We start from the raw sequence: 17,035 nt of genomic DNA on the forward strand, positions 1-17,035 counted from the left end.
TCAAAGCTCGACTTTCTCCTTGTACTCGCACAGGTCTTCGATGATGCAGCTGCCGCAGCGCGGTTTGCGCGCCACGCAAGTGTAGCGGCCGTGAAGAATCAGCCAGTGGTGGGCATCCTTCATGAACGGGCGGGGGACGTGGCGCATCAACTTTTGCTCGACCTCGACGACATCCTTGCCCTTGGCGATGCCGGTACGGTTGGAGACCCGGAAAATATGGGTATCCACCGCGATGGTCGGTTCATTGAAGGCGGTATTCAAAATGACGTTGGCGGTCTTGCGGCCTACCCCGGGCAGTGCTTCCAGCGCCTGGCGGGTGCGGGGCACTTCGCCGTCATGTTGCTCTACCAAAAGCGTGCAGGTCTTCATCAGGTTCTGCGCTTTGGTGTTATAGAGCCCGATGGTCTTGATGTGCTCTTTCAAACCCTCGAGGCCGAGGGCGATGATTTGGCCGGGCGTATTGGCGGCGGGAAAGAGCTTCGCCGTGGCCTTGTTCACGCCGACGTCGGTCGACTGGGCCGAGAGCAGCACAGCGGCGAGCAGCTCGAACGGCGTACGCCAGTTGAGCTCGGTGGTGGGGTGGGGGTTGTCGGCCTGGAGCCGGCTAAAGATTTCAAAGCGCTTGTTGGCGTTCATGAGGACGTTTCCGATTCGAGCGCCTGATGGGCCGCATCTACCACCTGCTGGGCCTGGTGCAACTGCTCTTCGACCCGCGCGACGTCGGCGGCCGTTCCCTGGCGCTTGGCGTGGCTTAGCTGCTGGCGCACGTGGCGTAGCGACTGCTCGGCGGCTTTTAGTGCCATGCGTTTTTGATGGCGCCGCGTAGCGCTGCTTTGTGTCTGTGCGGTGGCTGGCTCGCCGGCGTTTGCTTCATTCAGGGTCGCGTCGAGCGCCTCTAGCGCCCGGCGTTGGGTCTCGAGGCTGGCGGCAAGCTCGTCGCGTTTGGCGCTATCCTGCTCGGTTTCAAGCTTACGCTCGAGGCGTTTGAGGGCGGCGGCCTGGCGCGCGCGGTTGGCTCGCAGCGCACTGGGCGAGGCGAGCGAGGCGGTTGGGGTCTCCTTTTTAGGCGCCTCCAACGGTTTGGCGGCGCTACGCTGTGCGCGCCGCTGACGTTTGGCCTCGGCCTGGGCGGCCAGGCGTTGGTTGCGCGCGATGAAGCGCTCGCGCCCTTTGATGGCGCGATGCTCCAGGTAAGCGGTTTGCTCGGCGTCGGTATTCGCGGCCTGCCACTGCGGGTGGGGCACCAGGTCGATGCAGTCTACCGGGCAGGGCGCCACGCAGAGCTCGCAGCCGGTGCACTCGTCCTCGATGACCGTATGCATCTGCTTGGCCGCGCCGACGATCGCATCCACCGGGCAGGCCTGAATGCACTTGGTGCAGCCGATGCACTCATCCTCACGGATGAGCGCAAGCGTGGGTGGCTGGGGCGGTTGCTCCAGCGGCAGCGTGGCCCGGCCGGTGAGTTCGGCCAGCCGGTTTAGGGTCTCGACGCCGCCGGGCGGGCAGCGGTTGATAGCGTCACCCGCTACGATGGCTTCGGCGTAGGGGCGACAGCCGTTATAGCTGCACTTGCCGCACTGGGTTTGCGGAAGCTCGGCGTCGATGGCATCGATGAGCGCACTAGCAGCCACTCAAGTCACCCGTTGGCCCGGCTTGGCACCGCTGTCCGGCGACATTAGATAGATCCCTTCATCGTCGCCGGCGGCCAGTACCATGCCTTCGGACATGCCAAAGCGCATCTTGCGTGGCGCCAGGTTGGCGACCATCACGGTCAGGCGGCCTTCGAGCGCTTCCGGCGAGTAGGCGCTGCGGATGCCGGAAAATACGTTGCGGGTTTCACCGCCCAAATCCAGGGTGAGCTGCAATAGCTTGTCCGCGCCCTTGACGTACTCGGCTTTCGCGATGCGCGCGATGCGCAGGTCGACCTTGGTGAAGTCGTCGAAGCTGATTTCCGCCGCGATGGGGTCGTCAGCAAGCGGCCCCTTGGCGGATTCCTTGAGTTTCTGCTCTTCCACGAGGTCTTCTTTCGAGGCCTCGATCATGGCGTCGATCTTGTCACGCTCGATGCGCGTCATCAGCGGCTTGAATTTCTCGATAGTGTGGCCGGTCAGAAGGGCTCGGCGGCTCTCCCAGTCGAGGGAGTCGACGTTGAGAAAGCGCTGAGCCTCACCGGCCATGGTGGGCACGACCGGCGCCAGATACACCATCAGTTGGCGGAACAAATCGATGCCCACCGAGCAGATGTCCAGTACTTCCTGCTCGCGGCCGTCTTGCTTGGCCAGCGCCCAGGGGGCTTTATCGGCGATGTAGGTATTGGCTTCGTCGGCAAGCTCCATGATCTTGCGCATGGCGCGGCCGAATTCTCGCGCCTCATAATCCCGGGCGATCTCATCCCCTGCGTCAACGAAGCGCTCTACCAGCTGCGGTTCGGCGCAGTGCGCTGAGAGCGTACCGCCGCCGAGCTTCTTCACGAACCCGGCGCAGCGGCTGGCGATATTGACCACCTTGCCGACGAGATCCGAATTGACCCGGGCGGTGAAGTCGTCGAGGTTCAGGTCGAGATCATCGACCCCAGCGCTCAGCTTGGCGGCAAAGTAGTAGCGCAGGTACTCCGGGTTGAGATAATCCGCGTAGGTGGCGGCCTTGATGAAAGTGCCGCGGGATTTCGACATCTTGGCGCCGTCCACGGTCAAAAAGCCGTGGCAGTTCACCGCGGTGGGGGTGCGCAGGTCGGCGCCGTGAAGCATCGCCGGCCAAAAAAGCGCGTGGAAGTAGACGATATCCTTGCCGATGAAGTGATACACCTCGGCGGTGGAGTCCTTCTCCCAGAAGCTGTCGAAGTCGATGCCTTCGCGCTCACAAAGGTTCTTGAAGCTGGCCAGGTAGCCGATCGGCGCGTCGAGCCAAACGTAGAAATACTTGCCCGGCGCGTCGGGAATTTCAAAGCCGAAGTAGGGCGCATCCCGGGAGATATCCCACTCGTTGAAGCCGGACTCGAACCACTCCATTAGCTTGTTGCGAATTTGCGGCTGCACGTGGCCGTCGTTGATCCAGTTCTGCAGAAACTCGCTGAACTCGGGCAGCTTAAAGAAGTAGTGGGTCGAGCTTCTCACCTCGGGCTTGGCGCCGGAGATCGCCGATACCGGATCAATCAGTTCCGCCGGCGTGTAGGTCGCGCCGCATTTTTCGCAGTTATCGCCGTACTGGTCATCGCTATGACACTTGGGGCAGGTCCCCTTGATGAAGCGATCCGCAAGAAAGAGGCCCTTGACCGGGTCGAACATCTGCTCGATATCGCGGGTGGCGATATGGCCCTTGTCGCGCAGGCGCGTGTAGATCTGCTCGCTAAAGTGGCGGTTCTCTGCCGAGTGGGTGGAGTGGTAGTTGTCAAAGCCCACGCCAAAGCGGGCGAAATCCGCCTGGTGATTATTGGAGACCCGCTCGATCAGCGCCTCGGAGGTAATACCTTCCTGCTCGGCGCGCAGCATGATGGCGGTGCCGTGGGCGTCGTCGGCGCACACGTAAAAACAGCGCTGGCCCCGGCTTTTTTGAAAGCGCACCCAGATATCGGTTTGGATATATTCGAGCAGATGACCAAGGTGGATATCACCGTTGGCGTAAGGGAGGGCGCTGGTCACCAAAATATCGCGCGGGGCAGTGTTTGACATGGTTTGGAATACTTCCGATTAGCTTGTAACAAATAAAGTCGGCGAAGGGTGAGTGCACTTCGCCGATAACGTCGTTCGCCAGTGAGGGCCGGGCGCCTCTTGTCAGCGCAAGACCGGCGCTAGTAAAGCGCCTGCTCCTCCTGCACGACTTCCCGCAAAAGCTCTAAAAAGAGTTTGTCCGCTTCGGAGTGCTCGGCGGGGTCTTCGGGGATATGCACGCTGGTCGTGCCGGATACTTCGTTGGCGATGCGCGCCATCGCCGCGGGGCTGGAGCCTTCGGCAAGTTCCCGGCGAGCCACGGCGAGCGACTGCAGTAGGATATCCGGGTCTTGTAGAAGCTTGCGGATAAATCCACGTAGCTCGTTGATTACGCGAGTTTTTTGAATTTCGGATGCCGACATGGTGCGCTCCTTGAGGCTTGGGCTAAAAGCCAAGCCTGAACCAAACAGTGAATGCCTTGACCTTAGCACTTTTTGACAGGCTCGGCATGAGCCGTGCGCGGGCAAGGCGTGGGCCGCGCACGCGTTTTAAAGGCGTAGCCGGCCGGCCTTGTGTTTTACCGGGTTGGCGTACTGGTTGAGCCAATAAGGGCGCAGTTCTTCGGGCACAGAGGCCAGGCGCTCTGCAAAGCGTGCCCGGTCTTCCCGGGTAATGGCCTTGCGCGCCACCAGCTCCGGCGCCTCACCGAGCGCTTCCAGGGCCAGGTAGTGGCTGGGGAATAGCCGGTAGCCGCCGATCACCTGGCGGTCGATCTCGGCGGCGACTTCGTCCGGGGTCGCCATGTCCGCGTCTAGCGGCTGGCCAAAGCGCAGCTGCACGCGGCCCTTGGTACCGGTAATACCCGCCACGATCGAGCGGATATCCTCGAACTCGCTTTTCGCGTAGCTGCCAAGGGTGGCCACGTCATGCAGTTCCTGGGCCTTTTGCACGTCGCAGGGGTCGTACTCGTAGCTGATCGACACCGGCACGAGCTTGAGCTCGGCGATCGCTTCGCCGAAAACGAAATCGCCCGGATCGCTACGACTCGCCATGGTCAACATCTTGATGATGGCCGGGTCGGTACGATCGATGCCGTTTTTGGCCCGTCCTTCGCGCTGGGCCATCCAGATAGAGTGGTTGTCGCCGGTGATCGAGTGGCGAATATAGCCCGAAAGCTTCTGGTAAGCGGCCAGCATCGCCCGCTTGCCTCGCGCGCTGCGCGGCACGATAAAGCTCTTGTTGAGCCGCATCAGGTCGGTGACGTAGGGCTTTTTGAGCAGGTTGTCGCCAATGGCGATGCGCACGGTGTCGCGTCCGGCGGCGTAAAGCGCGTAGTTGACGAAGGCCGGGTCCAGCGAGATATCGCGGTGATTACCGATGAACAGGTAAGCGCTATTCGCGTCGAGCTTCTCGAGCCCGGTGACCTCGAAGGCGTCGGTCGTGGTGCGTATCATGCGCTCCATGTAACCGGCGATACGCATTTGAAAATCGCGAACCGAGGCAACGTTTTCGACCTCGCGGCGCACCGTGCGCCCAGCGATCATGCGCGCAAGCGCCGGCGCCCACTTGGCAAGACGGGGCAGCTTGAACCGGGTTAACGCATCGAGTAGCTCGCTGTCGCGACTCAGCCGCGTGAGCACGTCTTTCACCTCGTGATCCATGTAAGGGCGAATATCCGCCCAGGGATCATCGGACGAGGCGTCGTTGAGAGCGTGATGTTGGTCAGTCATGCGATCCGTTTGTAAGAGTGAGCCAAATCGAGGGTGATACCGCCATTCTAACCCAACGACGCGCGTCAGGCCTGGTCGGTCGTGGCGGGCTCTTTTTGGGCCTCGCCGCCTAGCCATTCGAGTAGCCGGGCGATATCTTCTGAAAGCGACTGCGCCATCAGGATGAAGTCGGTTTCAAGCCGGGCAAGCGCGTCGTCGCCGTCGTCGGCGTGATCCGCTTCCTCGATCAGGGCATCGCCAAAGCGCAGCGACTTGAGCGCCAGGTCGTCGTGTAGCACCAGGTGTAACCGACCTTCGAGGCCGATGGCAAGTTTGCTTGCCTGGCGGCCGCTCTCCAGCAGGTTTTGAATCTCGTCGCTGTCGAGATCGACCTGGCGGGCGCGCAGGACGCCGTCGTCCCCCTTGGCCTTGAGCTCGACCTGATCGCCTAGCTGCATATCCGCCGGGCGGCTCGCGGCGTCGCCAAGCCAGGTCGTCATGGCGCGAATCGGCAGGGTTTGCGAGTTGACCGGGGTCACCTTCAGCGTGCCTAGCGTTTCGCGTAGAAGATCGAGAATCTCCTCGCAGCGAGTGCGCGAGCTTGCGTTGATACCGATCATGTTGCGCCTGGTATCCCACCAAAGATCGACTTTTTGGCTGCGTACGAAGGCACGCGGCATCAACTCCTCGGTGATCTGCTCCTTGAGCGTGGTTTTCTCCTTGCGGGTCACCTTACGCGCCTCGGCGGCCTCGATATCGGCGACTTTCTCGTCGAGCTCTTCCTTGACCACGGAAGCCGGAAGCAGGCGTTCCTGGCGCAGCGCACTCAGCAGGCGGTGACCCTGGATCTCGTGGAGCAGTTGACCACTGCCCAAGCGGCCTGCCGGCGCTGTCCACCCAAGCCTGCGGGCATCGGCGCCGCCCAAAGGCCTGGCGGCGTGGGGCTCGAGTGCGCTCTGAAGCGCGCTGGCATCGAGCTCGAACTCGCCGTGTAGACGATACAAGTGCAGGTGCTTAAACCACATATCACCAATCCTATCCAAAAGGGGGCACATTATGGCGAAACGCTGCCCGTCCTGCCAGCCTCTTGCACTAAAGCGCCTTTATTGCCTACGTTAAATGGCCGGTATTTAAATGTGCGTTTAAAACCCATGTTTGCTCGCTGGCGCTTTTCAAGCGTTGTTTAATTCAATAAGGATTTTTTATGTCGTCTTCGATTACCCGTGTCGATCTTCGCGTACGTGGCTACCACCTGGATGGCTACGGCCACGTCAATAATGCCCGTTATCTCGAGTTCATGGAGGAGGGACGCTGGGCGTTTTTCGACGACCACAAGGACCTGATTCGCGAGCTGCACGAGGCCGGGCGCGCTTTTGTAGTGGTCAATCTCAATATCGATTACAAAAACGCGGCGGTGCAGAACGACGACCTGTCCGTGCTCACCGGGATTACCGAGGTGGGCGAGCGCAGCGCACGCTGCCACCACCGTATCCAACGCGCCGACGGCAAAGTCGTCGCCCAGGCGGATCTTACTTTCGTGCTGCTGGATATAAAATCGAACAAGGCAAGCGCCATAGAAGGCGATGTGTACCAGGTGCTCGACCGGCTCCGGGTCGATAAAGAAGCCTTCGCTTAAGCTTTTCATTCGCAAATGATCCCGGCGCGTTGATGAGTCTACCCTTAACGCGCTCTCTGACTGCCCTTGGTGCTTATGCGGTGGTATGATGGAGGGGTATGTGCGCCCGCCTGTTGATTCTCTAACACGGCGGCATTAAAGCGCTTTCAACTCTCGCAGTGCCAATGCAGTGCAAAGGATCTGACTTTCATGGGTGACATCGCCAGAGAAATCTTGCCCGTCAATATTGAAGACGAGCTAAAGCAGTCGTACCTCGACTACGCGATGAGTGTCATTATCGGCCGCGCGCTTCCCGATGTGCGCGACGGGCTGAAGCCGGTGCATCGCCGCGTGCTCTTCGCCATGCACGAACTGAGCAATGACTGGAACAAACCGTACAAGAAGTCGGCGCGTGTCGTCGGCGATGTCATCGGTAAGTACCATCCCCACGGCGACAGCGCGGTCTACGACACCATCGTTCGTATGGCCCAGCACTTCTCCATGCGCCACGTGCTAGTGGATGGCCAGGGTAACTTTGGTTCGATCGACGGCGACAACGCCGCTGCCATGCGTTACACCGAGGTGCGCATGGCGCGCCTGGCCCACGAACTGCTGGCGGATCTGGAAAAAGATACCGTCGATTGGGTCGATAACTACGACGGCACCGAGCGGATTCCCGAGGTGCTGCCCACCCGCGTACCGAATCTGTTAATCAACGGCTCGTCGGGTATCGCCGTGGGTATGGCGACCAACATTCCGCCGCACAACATGCGCGAAGTGATCGACGGCTGCCTGGCACTGATCGACGACTACACGCTGACCATCGATGATCTGATGCAGTACATCCCGGGGCCGGATTTCCCGACCGCGGGGATCATCAATGGCCGCGCGGGTATTCTGGACGCTTACCGCACCGGTCGCGGACGTATTTATGTGCGCGCGGCGCACACCATCGAGCACCACGACAAGACCGGGCGCGATCACATCATAATCACCGAGCTTCCCTACCAGGTGAACAAGGCGCGGTTGATCGAGAAAATCGCCGAGCTCGTCAAAGAGAAGCGCATCGAAGGGATTGCGGAGCTTCGCGACGAGTCCGACAAGGACGGCCTGCGCGTGGTCATCGAGATCAAACGCGGCGAGTCCGGTGAGGTGGTGGTCAACAACCTCTTCGCCCAGACGCAGCTTCAAAACGTGTTCGGTATCAACATGGTGGCGCTGGAAAATGGCCAGCCGCGCACGCTGAACCTGAAAGAAATGCTGGAGGCGTTCATTCGCCACCGGCGCGAGGTGGTTACCCGGCGCACGCTGTTCGAGCTCAAAAAGGCGCGCGAACGCGGCCATATCCTCGAAGGCCTGACGGTTGCCATCTCGAACATCGACGAAGTCATCGAGCTGATCAAGGCCTCACCCAACGCCGCTGAGGCGAAAGAGAAGCTGCTCGAACAAGTGTGGCAGCCCGGTCAGGTCACCGCGATGCTCGAGCGTGCCGGTGCCCACTCCTGCAAGCCGGAAGACCTCGACGAAAGCTTTGGTCTGAATACCACGGCCACCGAGTACCGTCTCTCGCCGGCCCAGGCCCAGGCCATTCTGGAGCTTCGCCTGCACCGCTTGACGGGTCTCGAAACCGAGAAACTGCTCGACGAGTACCTCTCGATTCTGCAGCGCATTGCGGAGCTGACCGAGATTCTCGCCTCGCCGGAGCGTCTGATGGAAGTCATCCGCGAAGAGCTTCATGCTGTTCGCGACCAGTTCGGCGACGACCGCCGCACCGAGATTCAGGCAAGCCATCTCGATCTTTCCATGGAAGATCTGATCGCCGAAGAGGACATGGTGGTGACCGTGTCGCGTTCGGGCTACGCCAAGACCCAGCCGCTTTCCGACTACCAGGCTCAGCGCCGCGGCGGTCGCGGCAAGTCCGCTACCTCGATGAAGGACGAAGACGTCATCGAGCACCTGCTGGTGGCCTCGACCCACGACACCGTGCTGCTGTTCTCCAACCGCGGCAAGGTTTACTGGCTCAAGGTGTACGAGATGCCCAACGCCAGCCGGGGCTCGCGGGGCAAACCGTTGGTCAACATGCTGCCGCTCGACGAAGGCGAAGCGATCAACGCGATTTTGCCGGTGCGCGATTACAACCCGGACAACTACATCTTGTTCGCCACCGCCAAAGGCACGGTCAAACGCACCAGCCTCGAGCAGTTCTCGCGCCCGCGCAGTGTCGGCCTGATTGCGATCGACCTGGAAGAGGACGACCGCCTCGTCGGCGCGGCGATTACCTCCGGTAGCGATCACGCGATGCTGCTCTCGTCCAACGGCAAAGCGATCCGTTTCGAAGAAGGTAACGTGCGCGCCATGGGCCGTACCGCCCGCGGCGTTCGCGGCATGCGCCTGCTAGGCGACGCGGAAGTGATCAGCCTGATCATTCCCAAGAGCCAGCAGATCGACTCGGAAACCGATAGCGAAACCGAAACCGAAACCGGTGAAGAGGCGGCGGCCCAGGTCGAGCCTCAGGCGGAAGGGCAGATCTACATTCTCACCGCCAGTGAAAAAGGCTACGGCAAGCGTACGCGGCTAGAAGAGTTTCCGCTGCGCGGACGCGGCGGCCAGGGCGTGATCGCCATGCAGACCAGCGAGCGTAACGGCGCGTTAGTGGCCGCCATGCAGATCTACGACTGCGATGAAATGATGCTGATCACCGACCGCGGCACGCTGGTGCGCACCCGTGTCGAAGAGGTCTCGACCACCTCGCGTAACACCCAGGGCGTCATGTTGATTCGTCTGGGTAAAGAGGAGAAGCTGGTCAAAACCGTGCGTGTCGACGAGCCCGCTGAGCTGCCGCTCGAAGAGCCAGGCGAAGAGGGCGAAGCGCCGGAGGAGGCGATCAATAGCGGCGAGGAGGAAAGCGGGCACGATGACACGTCACTATAACTTCTGCGCAGGGCCGGCGGCCCTGCCCACCGCCGTTTTAGAGCGCGCCCAGCAAGAAATGCTCGATTATCAAGGGCGCGGGCTTTCGGTGATGGAGATGAGTCATCGAAGCGATGAGTTCGTTGCCATTGCCCATAAGGCCGAGGCGGATCTACGGGGCCTTTTAGGCATTCCGGATAATTACCGGGTGCTGTTTTTACAGGGTGGCGCAAGCCTGCAGTTCGCCATGCTGCCCATGAATCTATTAGGTCGTGGCGGCAGCGCTAATTTTATCCAGACCGGTATCTGGGGGAAAAAGGCGCTATCGGAAGCCAAACAGCTGGGCTTTGATTGCCATGTGGCGGGCAGCAGCGAAGCGAATGGGCACCTGGAGGTGCCTACGCTCGAGAGCCTTGCCTTGAGTGCTGATGCCGCCTACTTGCACTATACGGCCAACGAAACCATCGGCGGGCTAGAATTCGATTACACCCCCGCGCTCAAACGCCAGGACGGTGCGGACGTGCCACTCGTTTGCGATATGTCCTCGAGCATTCTGTCCGGGCCGCTCGACGTCAGCGACTTCGGTGTCATCTACGCCGGCGCCCAAAAGAACATCGGCCCGGCGGGTTTGACGCTGGTGATCGTGCGCGACGACCTGTTGGGTCGCGCCCAGGCCGTGACCCCCTCGCTGTTTGATTACCAAAAGCTCGCCGAAGCGGAATCCATGGTCAATACGCCGCCGACCTACGCCTGGTATCTCTCGGGGCTCGTCTTCGAGTGGCTTAAAGACGAGGTAGGTGGGCTCGAGGCGATGGATGCGCTCAATCAGCGTAAAGCCGACAAGCTTTACCGCGCCATCGACGAAAGCGACTTCTACTCCAACCCGATCGCCAAGCGCAATCGTTCGCGCATGAACGTGCCGTTCGTGCTGGCCGACGCCGCCCTCGATGGGGTGTTTCTGCGTGAGGCCGAAGCGGCCGGGCTATTGAACCTGAAAGGCCACCGCAGCGTGGGCGGCATGCGCGCAAGTCTCTACAACGCCGTGCCGGAAGCCGCCGTGGACGCGCTCATTGCGTTCATGCACGATTTCGAACAACGAAAGGGCTAGGATTCATGTCAGATACGCCGATCAATTTGGACGAGCTGCGCCAACGCATCGACCAGCTCGATGAGGACATCGTGCGTTTAATCAGCGAGCGTGCCCATTGCGCCCAGCAAGTGGCCAAAGTCAAGCTGGTGGATGACGAGAACGCGGTGTTTTATCGGCCCGAGCGTGAGGCCCAGGTACTGCGCCGCATCATGTCGCTCAATGAAGGCCCGCTCGATGACGAAGAGATGGCGCGGCTTTTCAGAGAGATCATGTCGGCGTGTCTGGCGCTGGAGAAACCCATCAAGGTCGCCTACCTGGGCCCGGAAGGCACCTTCACCCAGCAGGCAGCGCTCAAGCACTTTGGCGACAGCGCCGTCAGTCTGCCCATGGCAGCCATCGACGAAGTTTTTCGCGAGGTCGAGGCGGGCGCGGTGAACTATGGCGTGGTGCCGGTGGAGAACTCCACCGAAGGGGTGGTGAATCACACCCTCGATACCTTTATCGACTCCTCGATCAAGATTTGCGGCGAGGTCGTTCTGCGCATTCATCACCACCTGCTGGTCAGCGAGAATACCCGTCGCGATAAGGTCACGCGTATTTACTCCCACCCGCAATCCTTTGGTCAGTGTCGCAAGTGGCTCGACGCTCACTTTCCTCACGCCGAGCGGGTGCCGGTCGCCTCCAACGCCGAAGCGGCGAAGCTGGTCAAGACCGAGTGGCACAGCGCCGCGATTGCCGGTGATATGGCGGCCAAGCTCTATGGGCTTACGCATATCGCGGAAAAAATCGAGGACCGTCCGGACAACTCGACACGGTTTTTGATCATCGGTAGCGAAGGCGTGCCCAGCTGCGGCGAGGATAAAACCTCGGTGGTCGTGGCCATGCGCAACCAGCCCGGCGCGCTTCACGACCTGCTCGAACCCTTTCATCGTCACGGTATCGACCTTACCCGTATCGAAACACGCCCCTCGCGCACCGGGGCGTGGAACTACGTCTTCTTTATCGATTTCAGAGGCCACTGCGACGAACCCGGCGTTGCCTCTGTGCTCGAGGAAGTCAAACAGCGCGCGCTTGAGCTGCGTGTTTTGGGCTCCTACCCCCAGGGCGTAATGTGATCGATCGGCAATCCTCTTTGAAAAGCCAGGGGGGCTTTCGAGAGCCGCGGTTATTGATCGTCGGGCTTGGCCTGATGGGCGGCTCGCTTGCGGCTGCGCTTAGGCAGCAAGGCTTTGATGGCAAGATTCTGGCCTGCGACCCCAGTGATAGCGAGATTGCGCTGGGCATCGAGATGGGGCTGATCGACGGCGGCGGTCGCCATCTCGAAACGCTGCTGGATAACGTCTCGATGATCGTGCTGGCGGTGCCGGTGCTGGCCATGGAGACGGTGCTGGCAACGCTTAAGGAGGGCTTGTATAGCGCATCTCCCGACGTAGTGATCACCGATGTCGGCAGTACCAAGGGCACGATTCGCGACTGCGTGGTGCGGGTCTTTGGCGAACTGCCTGCTAACGTGGTGCTCGGCCACCCCATCGCCGGGTCCGAGAAAAGCGGCGTGGCGGCGGCCAACCCGACGCTTTTTATCGATCATAAGGTCATCCTGACGCCGGCACCCAACGCCGACCCCGTAGCGCTTTCCAGAGTCGCTGCGCTTTGGCAGACCTGCGGCGCCGAGGTGCTCGAAATGAGTGTCGAGCGCCACGACCAGGTGTTGGCGCGTACCAGCCACCTGCCGCACCTGCTGGCATTTTCCCTGGTGGATACGCTGGCCCGTCAGGACGAGCGGATGGAAATCTTCCGCTACGCCGCCGGTGGCTTTCGCGACTTTACCCGCATCGCCGGCAGTGACCCGGTCATGTGGCGCGATATCTTCATCGCCAATCGCGAAGCGGTGCTGGCCTCCCTCGATGACTTCGAGGCGGGTCTGGCGAGTCTTCGCCGCTCGATCGAGCAGGGCGATAGCGACGCGCTCATTGCCACCTTCGACCGGGCCAGCCACGCGCGGCACTACTTTGGCACCCTACTTAGTAAAACCAGTTATCAGGCGGAATACCATATGCAGTCTCACGCAAATGTTACCTACCGTGTAAAACCCGGTGGCCAGGCCCAGGGCCGGCTGCGGGTGCCCGGCGACAAATCCATGTCCCACCGCTCGATCATGCTGGGGGCGCTGGCCGAGGGCGTGACCGAGGTAAAGGGCTTTTTGGAAGGCGAGGACAGCCTGGCCACGCTGCAGGCGTTTCGCGAAATGGGCGTGGCCATCGAAGGCCCGCACCAGGGGCGCGTGACGATTCACGGCGTGGGGCTTCACGGGCTCAAGGCACCGGCCGGGCCGATTTACGTGGGCAATTCGGGTACCGCCATGCGGCTATTTGCCGGGCTTTTGGCGGGCCAGCAGTTCGATAGCGAGCTCACCGGGGACGAGTCGCTGACCAAACGCCCCATGGGCCGCGTGGCAGAGCCGCTGCGTTTGATGGGCGCGGCGGTTGAAACCGCCGAGGGCGGGCGCCCGCCGCTGGTCATCCGCGGTGGCGCCAAACTGCAGGGCATTCATTACGATATGCCCATGGCCAGTGCCCAGGTCAAATCTTGTTTGCTGCTGGCGGGGCTTTACAGCGAAGGCGAAACCCGCGTGCGCGAACCCGCGCCGACCCGCGATCACACCGAGCGCATGCTCAACGGCTTTGGCTACCCGGTACACCGTGAAGGCGATACTTGCTGGCTGGAAGGCGGGCATGAGCTCACCGCCGGGCCCATCGACGTCCCTTCGGATATTTCGTCGGCCACGTTCTTTTTAGTCGCTGCGGCGATTACCCCAAACTCGGACATTACCCTCGAGCACGTGGGGATGAACCCGACCCGTATTGGTGTCATCAATATCCTGACGCTGATGGGCGCTAATCTCGCGTTTGAAAACGAGCGCGAAGTAGGCGGCGAGCCGGTCGCCGATATTCGCATTCGTTACGCGCCGCTCGAGGGTGTCGATATTCCGGTCGACCAGGTGCCACTCGCCATCGACGAGTTTCCGGCGCTGTTTATCGCCGCGGCCAATGCCAGGGGTACGACCCGGCTGCGCGGCGCCGAGGAGCTTCGCGTCAAGGAGTCCGACCGACTCCAGGCCATGGCCGACGGCCTTGCCATTCTGGGCGTCGAGCACACCGTGGTGGAAGACGGTATCGATATCGTTGGCGGCCAGTTGTCAGCGGACGCATCGCCAAACTACGCCGGCGGCACGGTCGATAGCCTGGGCGATCACCGTATTGCCATGGCGTTTGCCGTAGCGGGTCTGCGCGCCTCGAGCGAGATCGTCATTAACGACTGCGCCAACGTGGCCACGTCGTTTCCGGGCTTCTTGACGCTTTTGGAACGCATCGGCATGAGCGCCGAGGAGGTACGCGAGCCATGATATCGATCCCGGTACTGACTATCGACGGCCCCGGCGGGGCCGGCAAGGGCACGATCAGCAGTCTGCTCGCCGAGCGCCTTGGCTGGCATCTGCTGGACAGCGGCGCGCTTTACCGACTCACCGCCCAGGCGGCGGCCAAACACGACGTGGCGCTGGACGATGAAGACGGCCTCAAGCGCCTGGCAGCAGAACTCGATGTCGCCTTTCCCGTGACAGACGGTACCCCGCGTACACTGTTGGAAGGCGAGGACGTCACGCTCACCATTCGCACCGAGCAGGCCGGCGAGCGGGCTTCACGGGTGGCTTCGCTTCCCGGCGTGCGCCAAGGGCTCCTGGAGCGCCAACGCGACTTTTGTAAAGCGCCGGGCCTGGTAGCCGATGGGCGGGACATGGGAACGGTGGTATTTCCCGATGCGCCTTTAAAGGTGTTTCTAACCGCCAGCGCCGAGGAGCGTGCCCGTCGACGGCATCAGCAGTTGCAGGAAGCCGGCGTGGATGCTAGTCTTTCGAGTCTTTTAAAGGAGATTCAGGTACGCGATGCACGCGACACGCAGCGCAGTGTGGCTCCTCTCAAGCCGGCAGATGATGCCATTACGCTTGATACCACACGCCTGAGTATACCGGAAGTGGTTGATCAGCTAACTCGCTTGCTCGCTGAGAAAGGGCTTGCAAGCGCAAACTGACTCTCCCTTGCGGCGTTTTTGGGAAGGTGTCACGACATGGCAGGGCGGCAATTCATATGATCGTTCATATCAGAGAGCCCGGTCAGGTCTAACCAGCGTTAACACCCCTGAAAGCTGAGTTACATTAGGCCCGTACTCGCTGGTGGTACGGAGAAGGCATTACGCCTCAACAACGTTGATCACGTAGGAAAACCATGAGCGAAAGCTTTGCTGAACTGTTTGAACAGTCTCTTAACGACATCAATATGGAGCCGGGCGCCATCGTCGCGGCCCAGGTTGTCGACATCGACGGTGACTGGGTTACCGTTAACGCTGGTCTGAAATCTGAAGGCCAAATCCCCGCGGCGCAGTTCCGCGATGAAAACGGCGAACTCAACATCGCGATCGGTGATGACGTTCACGTTGCACTGGAAGCCGTAGAAGATGGCTTCGGTGAAACACGTCTGTCTCGTGAAAAAGCCAAGCGTGCAGAAGCCTGGAAGATTCTTGAAGCAGCCTTCGAGAAAGACGAAATCATCAAGGGCGTGATCAACGGTAAAGTTAAAGGCGGCTTTACAGTCGACGTTGACTCTATCCGTGCCTTCTTGCCGGGTTCACTGGTCGATGTTCGTCCGGTTCGCGATACCGCGCACCTGGAAAACAAAGAACTCGATTTCAAAGTCATCAAGCTCGACCCGAAACGCAACAACGTCGTTGTATCGCGTCGCGCCGTGCTTGAAGCCGAAAACAGCGCCGAGCGTGAAGCACTGCTCGCTACGCTGCAGGAAGGCCAGCAAATCAAGGGTATCGTCAAGAACCTGACCGATTACGGCGCCTTCGTTGACCTGGGTGGCGTTGACGGCTTGCTGCACATCACCGATATGGCTTGGAAGCGCATCAAGCATCCGTCCGAAATCGTTGCCGTGGGCGACGAGATCAACGTCAAGGTTCTTAAGTTCGACCGTGAGCGCAACCGCGTATCGCTGGGTCTTAAGCAGCTAGGCGAAGATCCCTGGGTCAACATCAAAGCGCGCTACCCGGAAGGCACCAAAGTACACGCTGTCGTCACTAATCTGACCGACTACGGCTGCTTTGCAGAGCTTGAAGAGGGCGTCGAAGGTCTGGTCCACGTTTCCGAAATGGATTGGACCAACAAAAACATCCATCCGTCCAAAGTCGTGCAAGTGGGCGATGATGTCGACGTCATGGTGTTGGATATCGACGAAGAGCGTCGTCGTATTTCCCTGGGTATCAAGCAGTGCACCGCTAACCCGTGGGAAACCTTCAACGCTGAGTACAACAAGGGCGACCGTGTTTCCGGTACCATCAAGTCGATCACCGACTTCGGTATCTTCATCGGCCTTGAAGGCGGTATCGACGGTCTTGTACACCTGTCCGATATCTCCTGGACCGAGACCGGCGAAGAAGCGGTTCGCAACTTCAAGAAAGGCGACGAAGCCGAAGCCGTCATCCTGTCTATCGACCCCGAGCGTGAGCGTATCTCGCTGGGTATCAAGCAAATGGATTCCGATCCGGTTGCTGAGTACCTCTCGGTCAACGATAAAGGCAGCATGGTAACGGGTCGCGTCGTCGAAGTTGACGCGAAGGAAGCGCACGTAGAACTCGCTACCGACGTTATTGCTATCTTGAAAGCGTCTGAAATTAGCGCTGACCGCGTCGAAGACGCGCGTAACGTGCTAAACGAAGGCGACAGCGTTGAAGCGCGCATCGTTAATGTCGATCGCAAGAGCCGTCAGATCAATCTGTCGATCAAAGCGAAAGACCAGGACGATACACGTCAAAACATGAAGAAACTGCGCGATCAGGACTCTTCTGAAACAGGCGGCGGTGGTGCAACCACTATCGGCGACCTGATCAAGCAGCAGATGGGCGGCCAGGACTAATCGTCCTAGCGTTCATTCAAGAAACGCCGCCTTCGGGCGGCGTTTTTTTTACCTGTAATAACGCGTCTGCTTCAATAAATTACTTTGCCGGTTTC

13 protein-coding genes are annotated in these 17,035 nt (G+C 60.4%); 7 read left to right on the forward strand and 6 right to left on the reverse strand.

The annotated features are described in order from the left end of the window. The 6 genes from nth to ACWHXT_RS08650 all read right to left on the reverse strand — a co-directional run bounded on the left by nth (position 1) and on the right by ACWHXT_RS08650 (position 6,381). The gene (gene nth / locus ACWHXT_RS08625; RefSeq protein ID WP_447929064.1) at positions 1–636 is read right to left on the reverse strand and encodes an endonuclease III; all 636 of its coding nucleotides are present in this window, start codon (positions 634–636) and stop codon (positions 1–3) included. Next, positions 633–1,631, reverse strand: a complete 999-nt coding sequence (locus ACWHXT_RS08630) for an RnfABCDGE type electron transport complex subunit B (RefSeq protein ID WP_447957952.1) — start codon at positions 1,629–1,631, stop codon at positions 633–635. The genes nth and ACWHXT_RS08630 overlap by 4 nt, the downstream gene beginning before the upstream one ends. Further along, on the reverse strand, positions 1,632–3,668 hold the full coding sequence (metG, locus tag ACWHXT_RS08635) for a methionine--tRNA ligase (protein ID WP_447957953.1): 2,037 nt from the start codon (positions 3,666–3,668) through the stop codon (positions 1,632–1,634). Between the two features lie 119 nt (positions 3,669–3,787). Continuing rightward, the gene (locus ACWHXT_RS08640; RefSeq protein WP_447528786.1) at positions 3,788–4,069 is read right to left on the reverse strand and encodes a hypothetical protein; all 282 of its coding nucleotides are present in this window, start codon (positions 4,067–4,069) and stop codon (positions 3,788–3,790) included. 126 nt (positions 4,070–4,195) lie between these two features. Further along, a complete protein-coding gene (locus tag ACWHXT_RS08645; protein WP_447929067.1) occupies positions 4,196–5,377 on the reverse strand; it encodes a 1-acyl-sn-glycerol-3-phosphate acyltransferase in 1,182 nt (393 codons plus the stop codon). A 65-nt stretch (positions 5,378–5,442) separates the two neighbouring features. Next, positions 5,443–6,381: a recombination-associated protein RdgC gene (locus tag ACWHXT_RS08650; protein ID WP_447896083.1), complete on the reverse strand. Its 939-nt coding sequence runs from the start codon at positions 6,379–6,381 to the stop codon at positions 5,443–5,445. Between the two features lie 179 nt (positions 6,382–6,560). On the opposite strand from ACWHXT_RS08650, the gene ACWHXT_RS08655 reads away from it, so the two are divergent. From ACWHXT_RS08655 to rpsA, 7 genes are all read left to right on the forward strand, one after another. Next, positions 6,561–6,992, forward strand: a complete 432-nt coding sequence (locus tag ACWHXT_RS08655) for an acyl-CoA thioesterase (protein ID WP_447528789.1) — start codon at positions 6,561–6,563, stop codon at positions 6,990–6,992. Positions 6,993–7,181: 189 nt separating this feature from the next. Beyond that, entirely contained in the window at positions 7,182–9,902 is a 2,721-nt protein-coding gene (gyrA, locus tag ACWHXT_RS08660; RefSeq protein WP_447957954.1) for a DNA gyrase subunit A, read from the forward strand. Further along, positions 9,886–10,989: a 3-phosphoserine/phosphohydroxythreonine transaminase gene (gene serC, locus ACWHXT_RS08665; RefSeq protein ID WP_447957955.1), complete on the forward strand. Its 1,104-nt coding sequence runs from the start codon at positions 9,886–9,888 to the stop codon at positions 10,987–10,989. Before gyrA ends, serC begins: the two co-directional genes overlap by 17 nt. A gap of 5 nt (positions 10,990–10,994) precedes the next feature. Then, positions 10,995–12,086, forward strand: coding sequence for a prephenate dehydratase (pheA, locus tag ACWHXT_RS08670; RefSeq protein WP_447528792.1), 1,092 nt, complete (start codon positions 10,995–10,997; stop codon positions 12,084–12,086). Then, on the forward strand, positions 12,083–14,374 hold the full coding sequence (locus tag ACWHXT_RS08675) for a bifunctional prephenate dehydrogenase/3-phosphoshikimate 1-carboxyvinyltransferase (RefSeq protein WP_447957956.1): 2,292 nt from the start codon (positions 12,083–12,085) through the stop codon (positions 14,372–14,374). The genes pheA and ACWHXT_RS08675 overlap by 4 nt, the downstream gene beginning before the upstream one ends. Then, positions 14,371–15,057, forward strand: a complete 687-nt coding sequence (gene cmk, locus ACWHXT_RS08680; RefSeq protein WP_447957957.1) for a (d)CMP kinase — start codon at positions 14,371–14,373, stop codon at positions 15,055–15,057. The genes ACWHXT_RS08675 and cmk overlap by 4 nt, the downstream gene beginning before the upstream one ends. A 194-nt stretch (positions 15,058–15,251) precedes the next feature. After that, complete coding sequence (rpsA, locus tag ACWHXT_RS08685) at positions 15,252–16,940, forward strand: 30S ribosomal protein S1 (RefSeq protein ID WP_447528795.1); 1,689 nt, start codon at positions 15,252–15,254, stop codon at positions 16,938–16,940. Positions 16,941–17,035: the final 95 nt, after the last annotated feature.

The organism is Vreelandella halophytica (assembly GCF_968193635.1).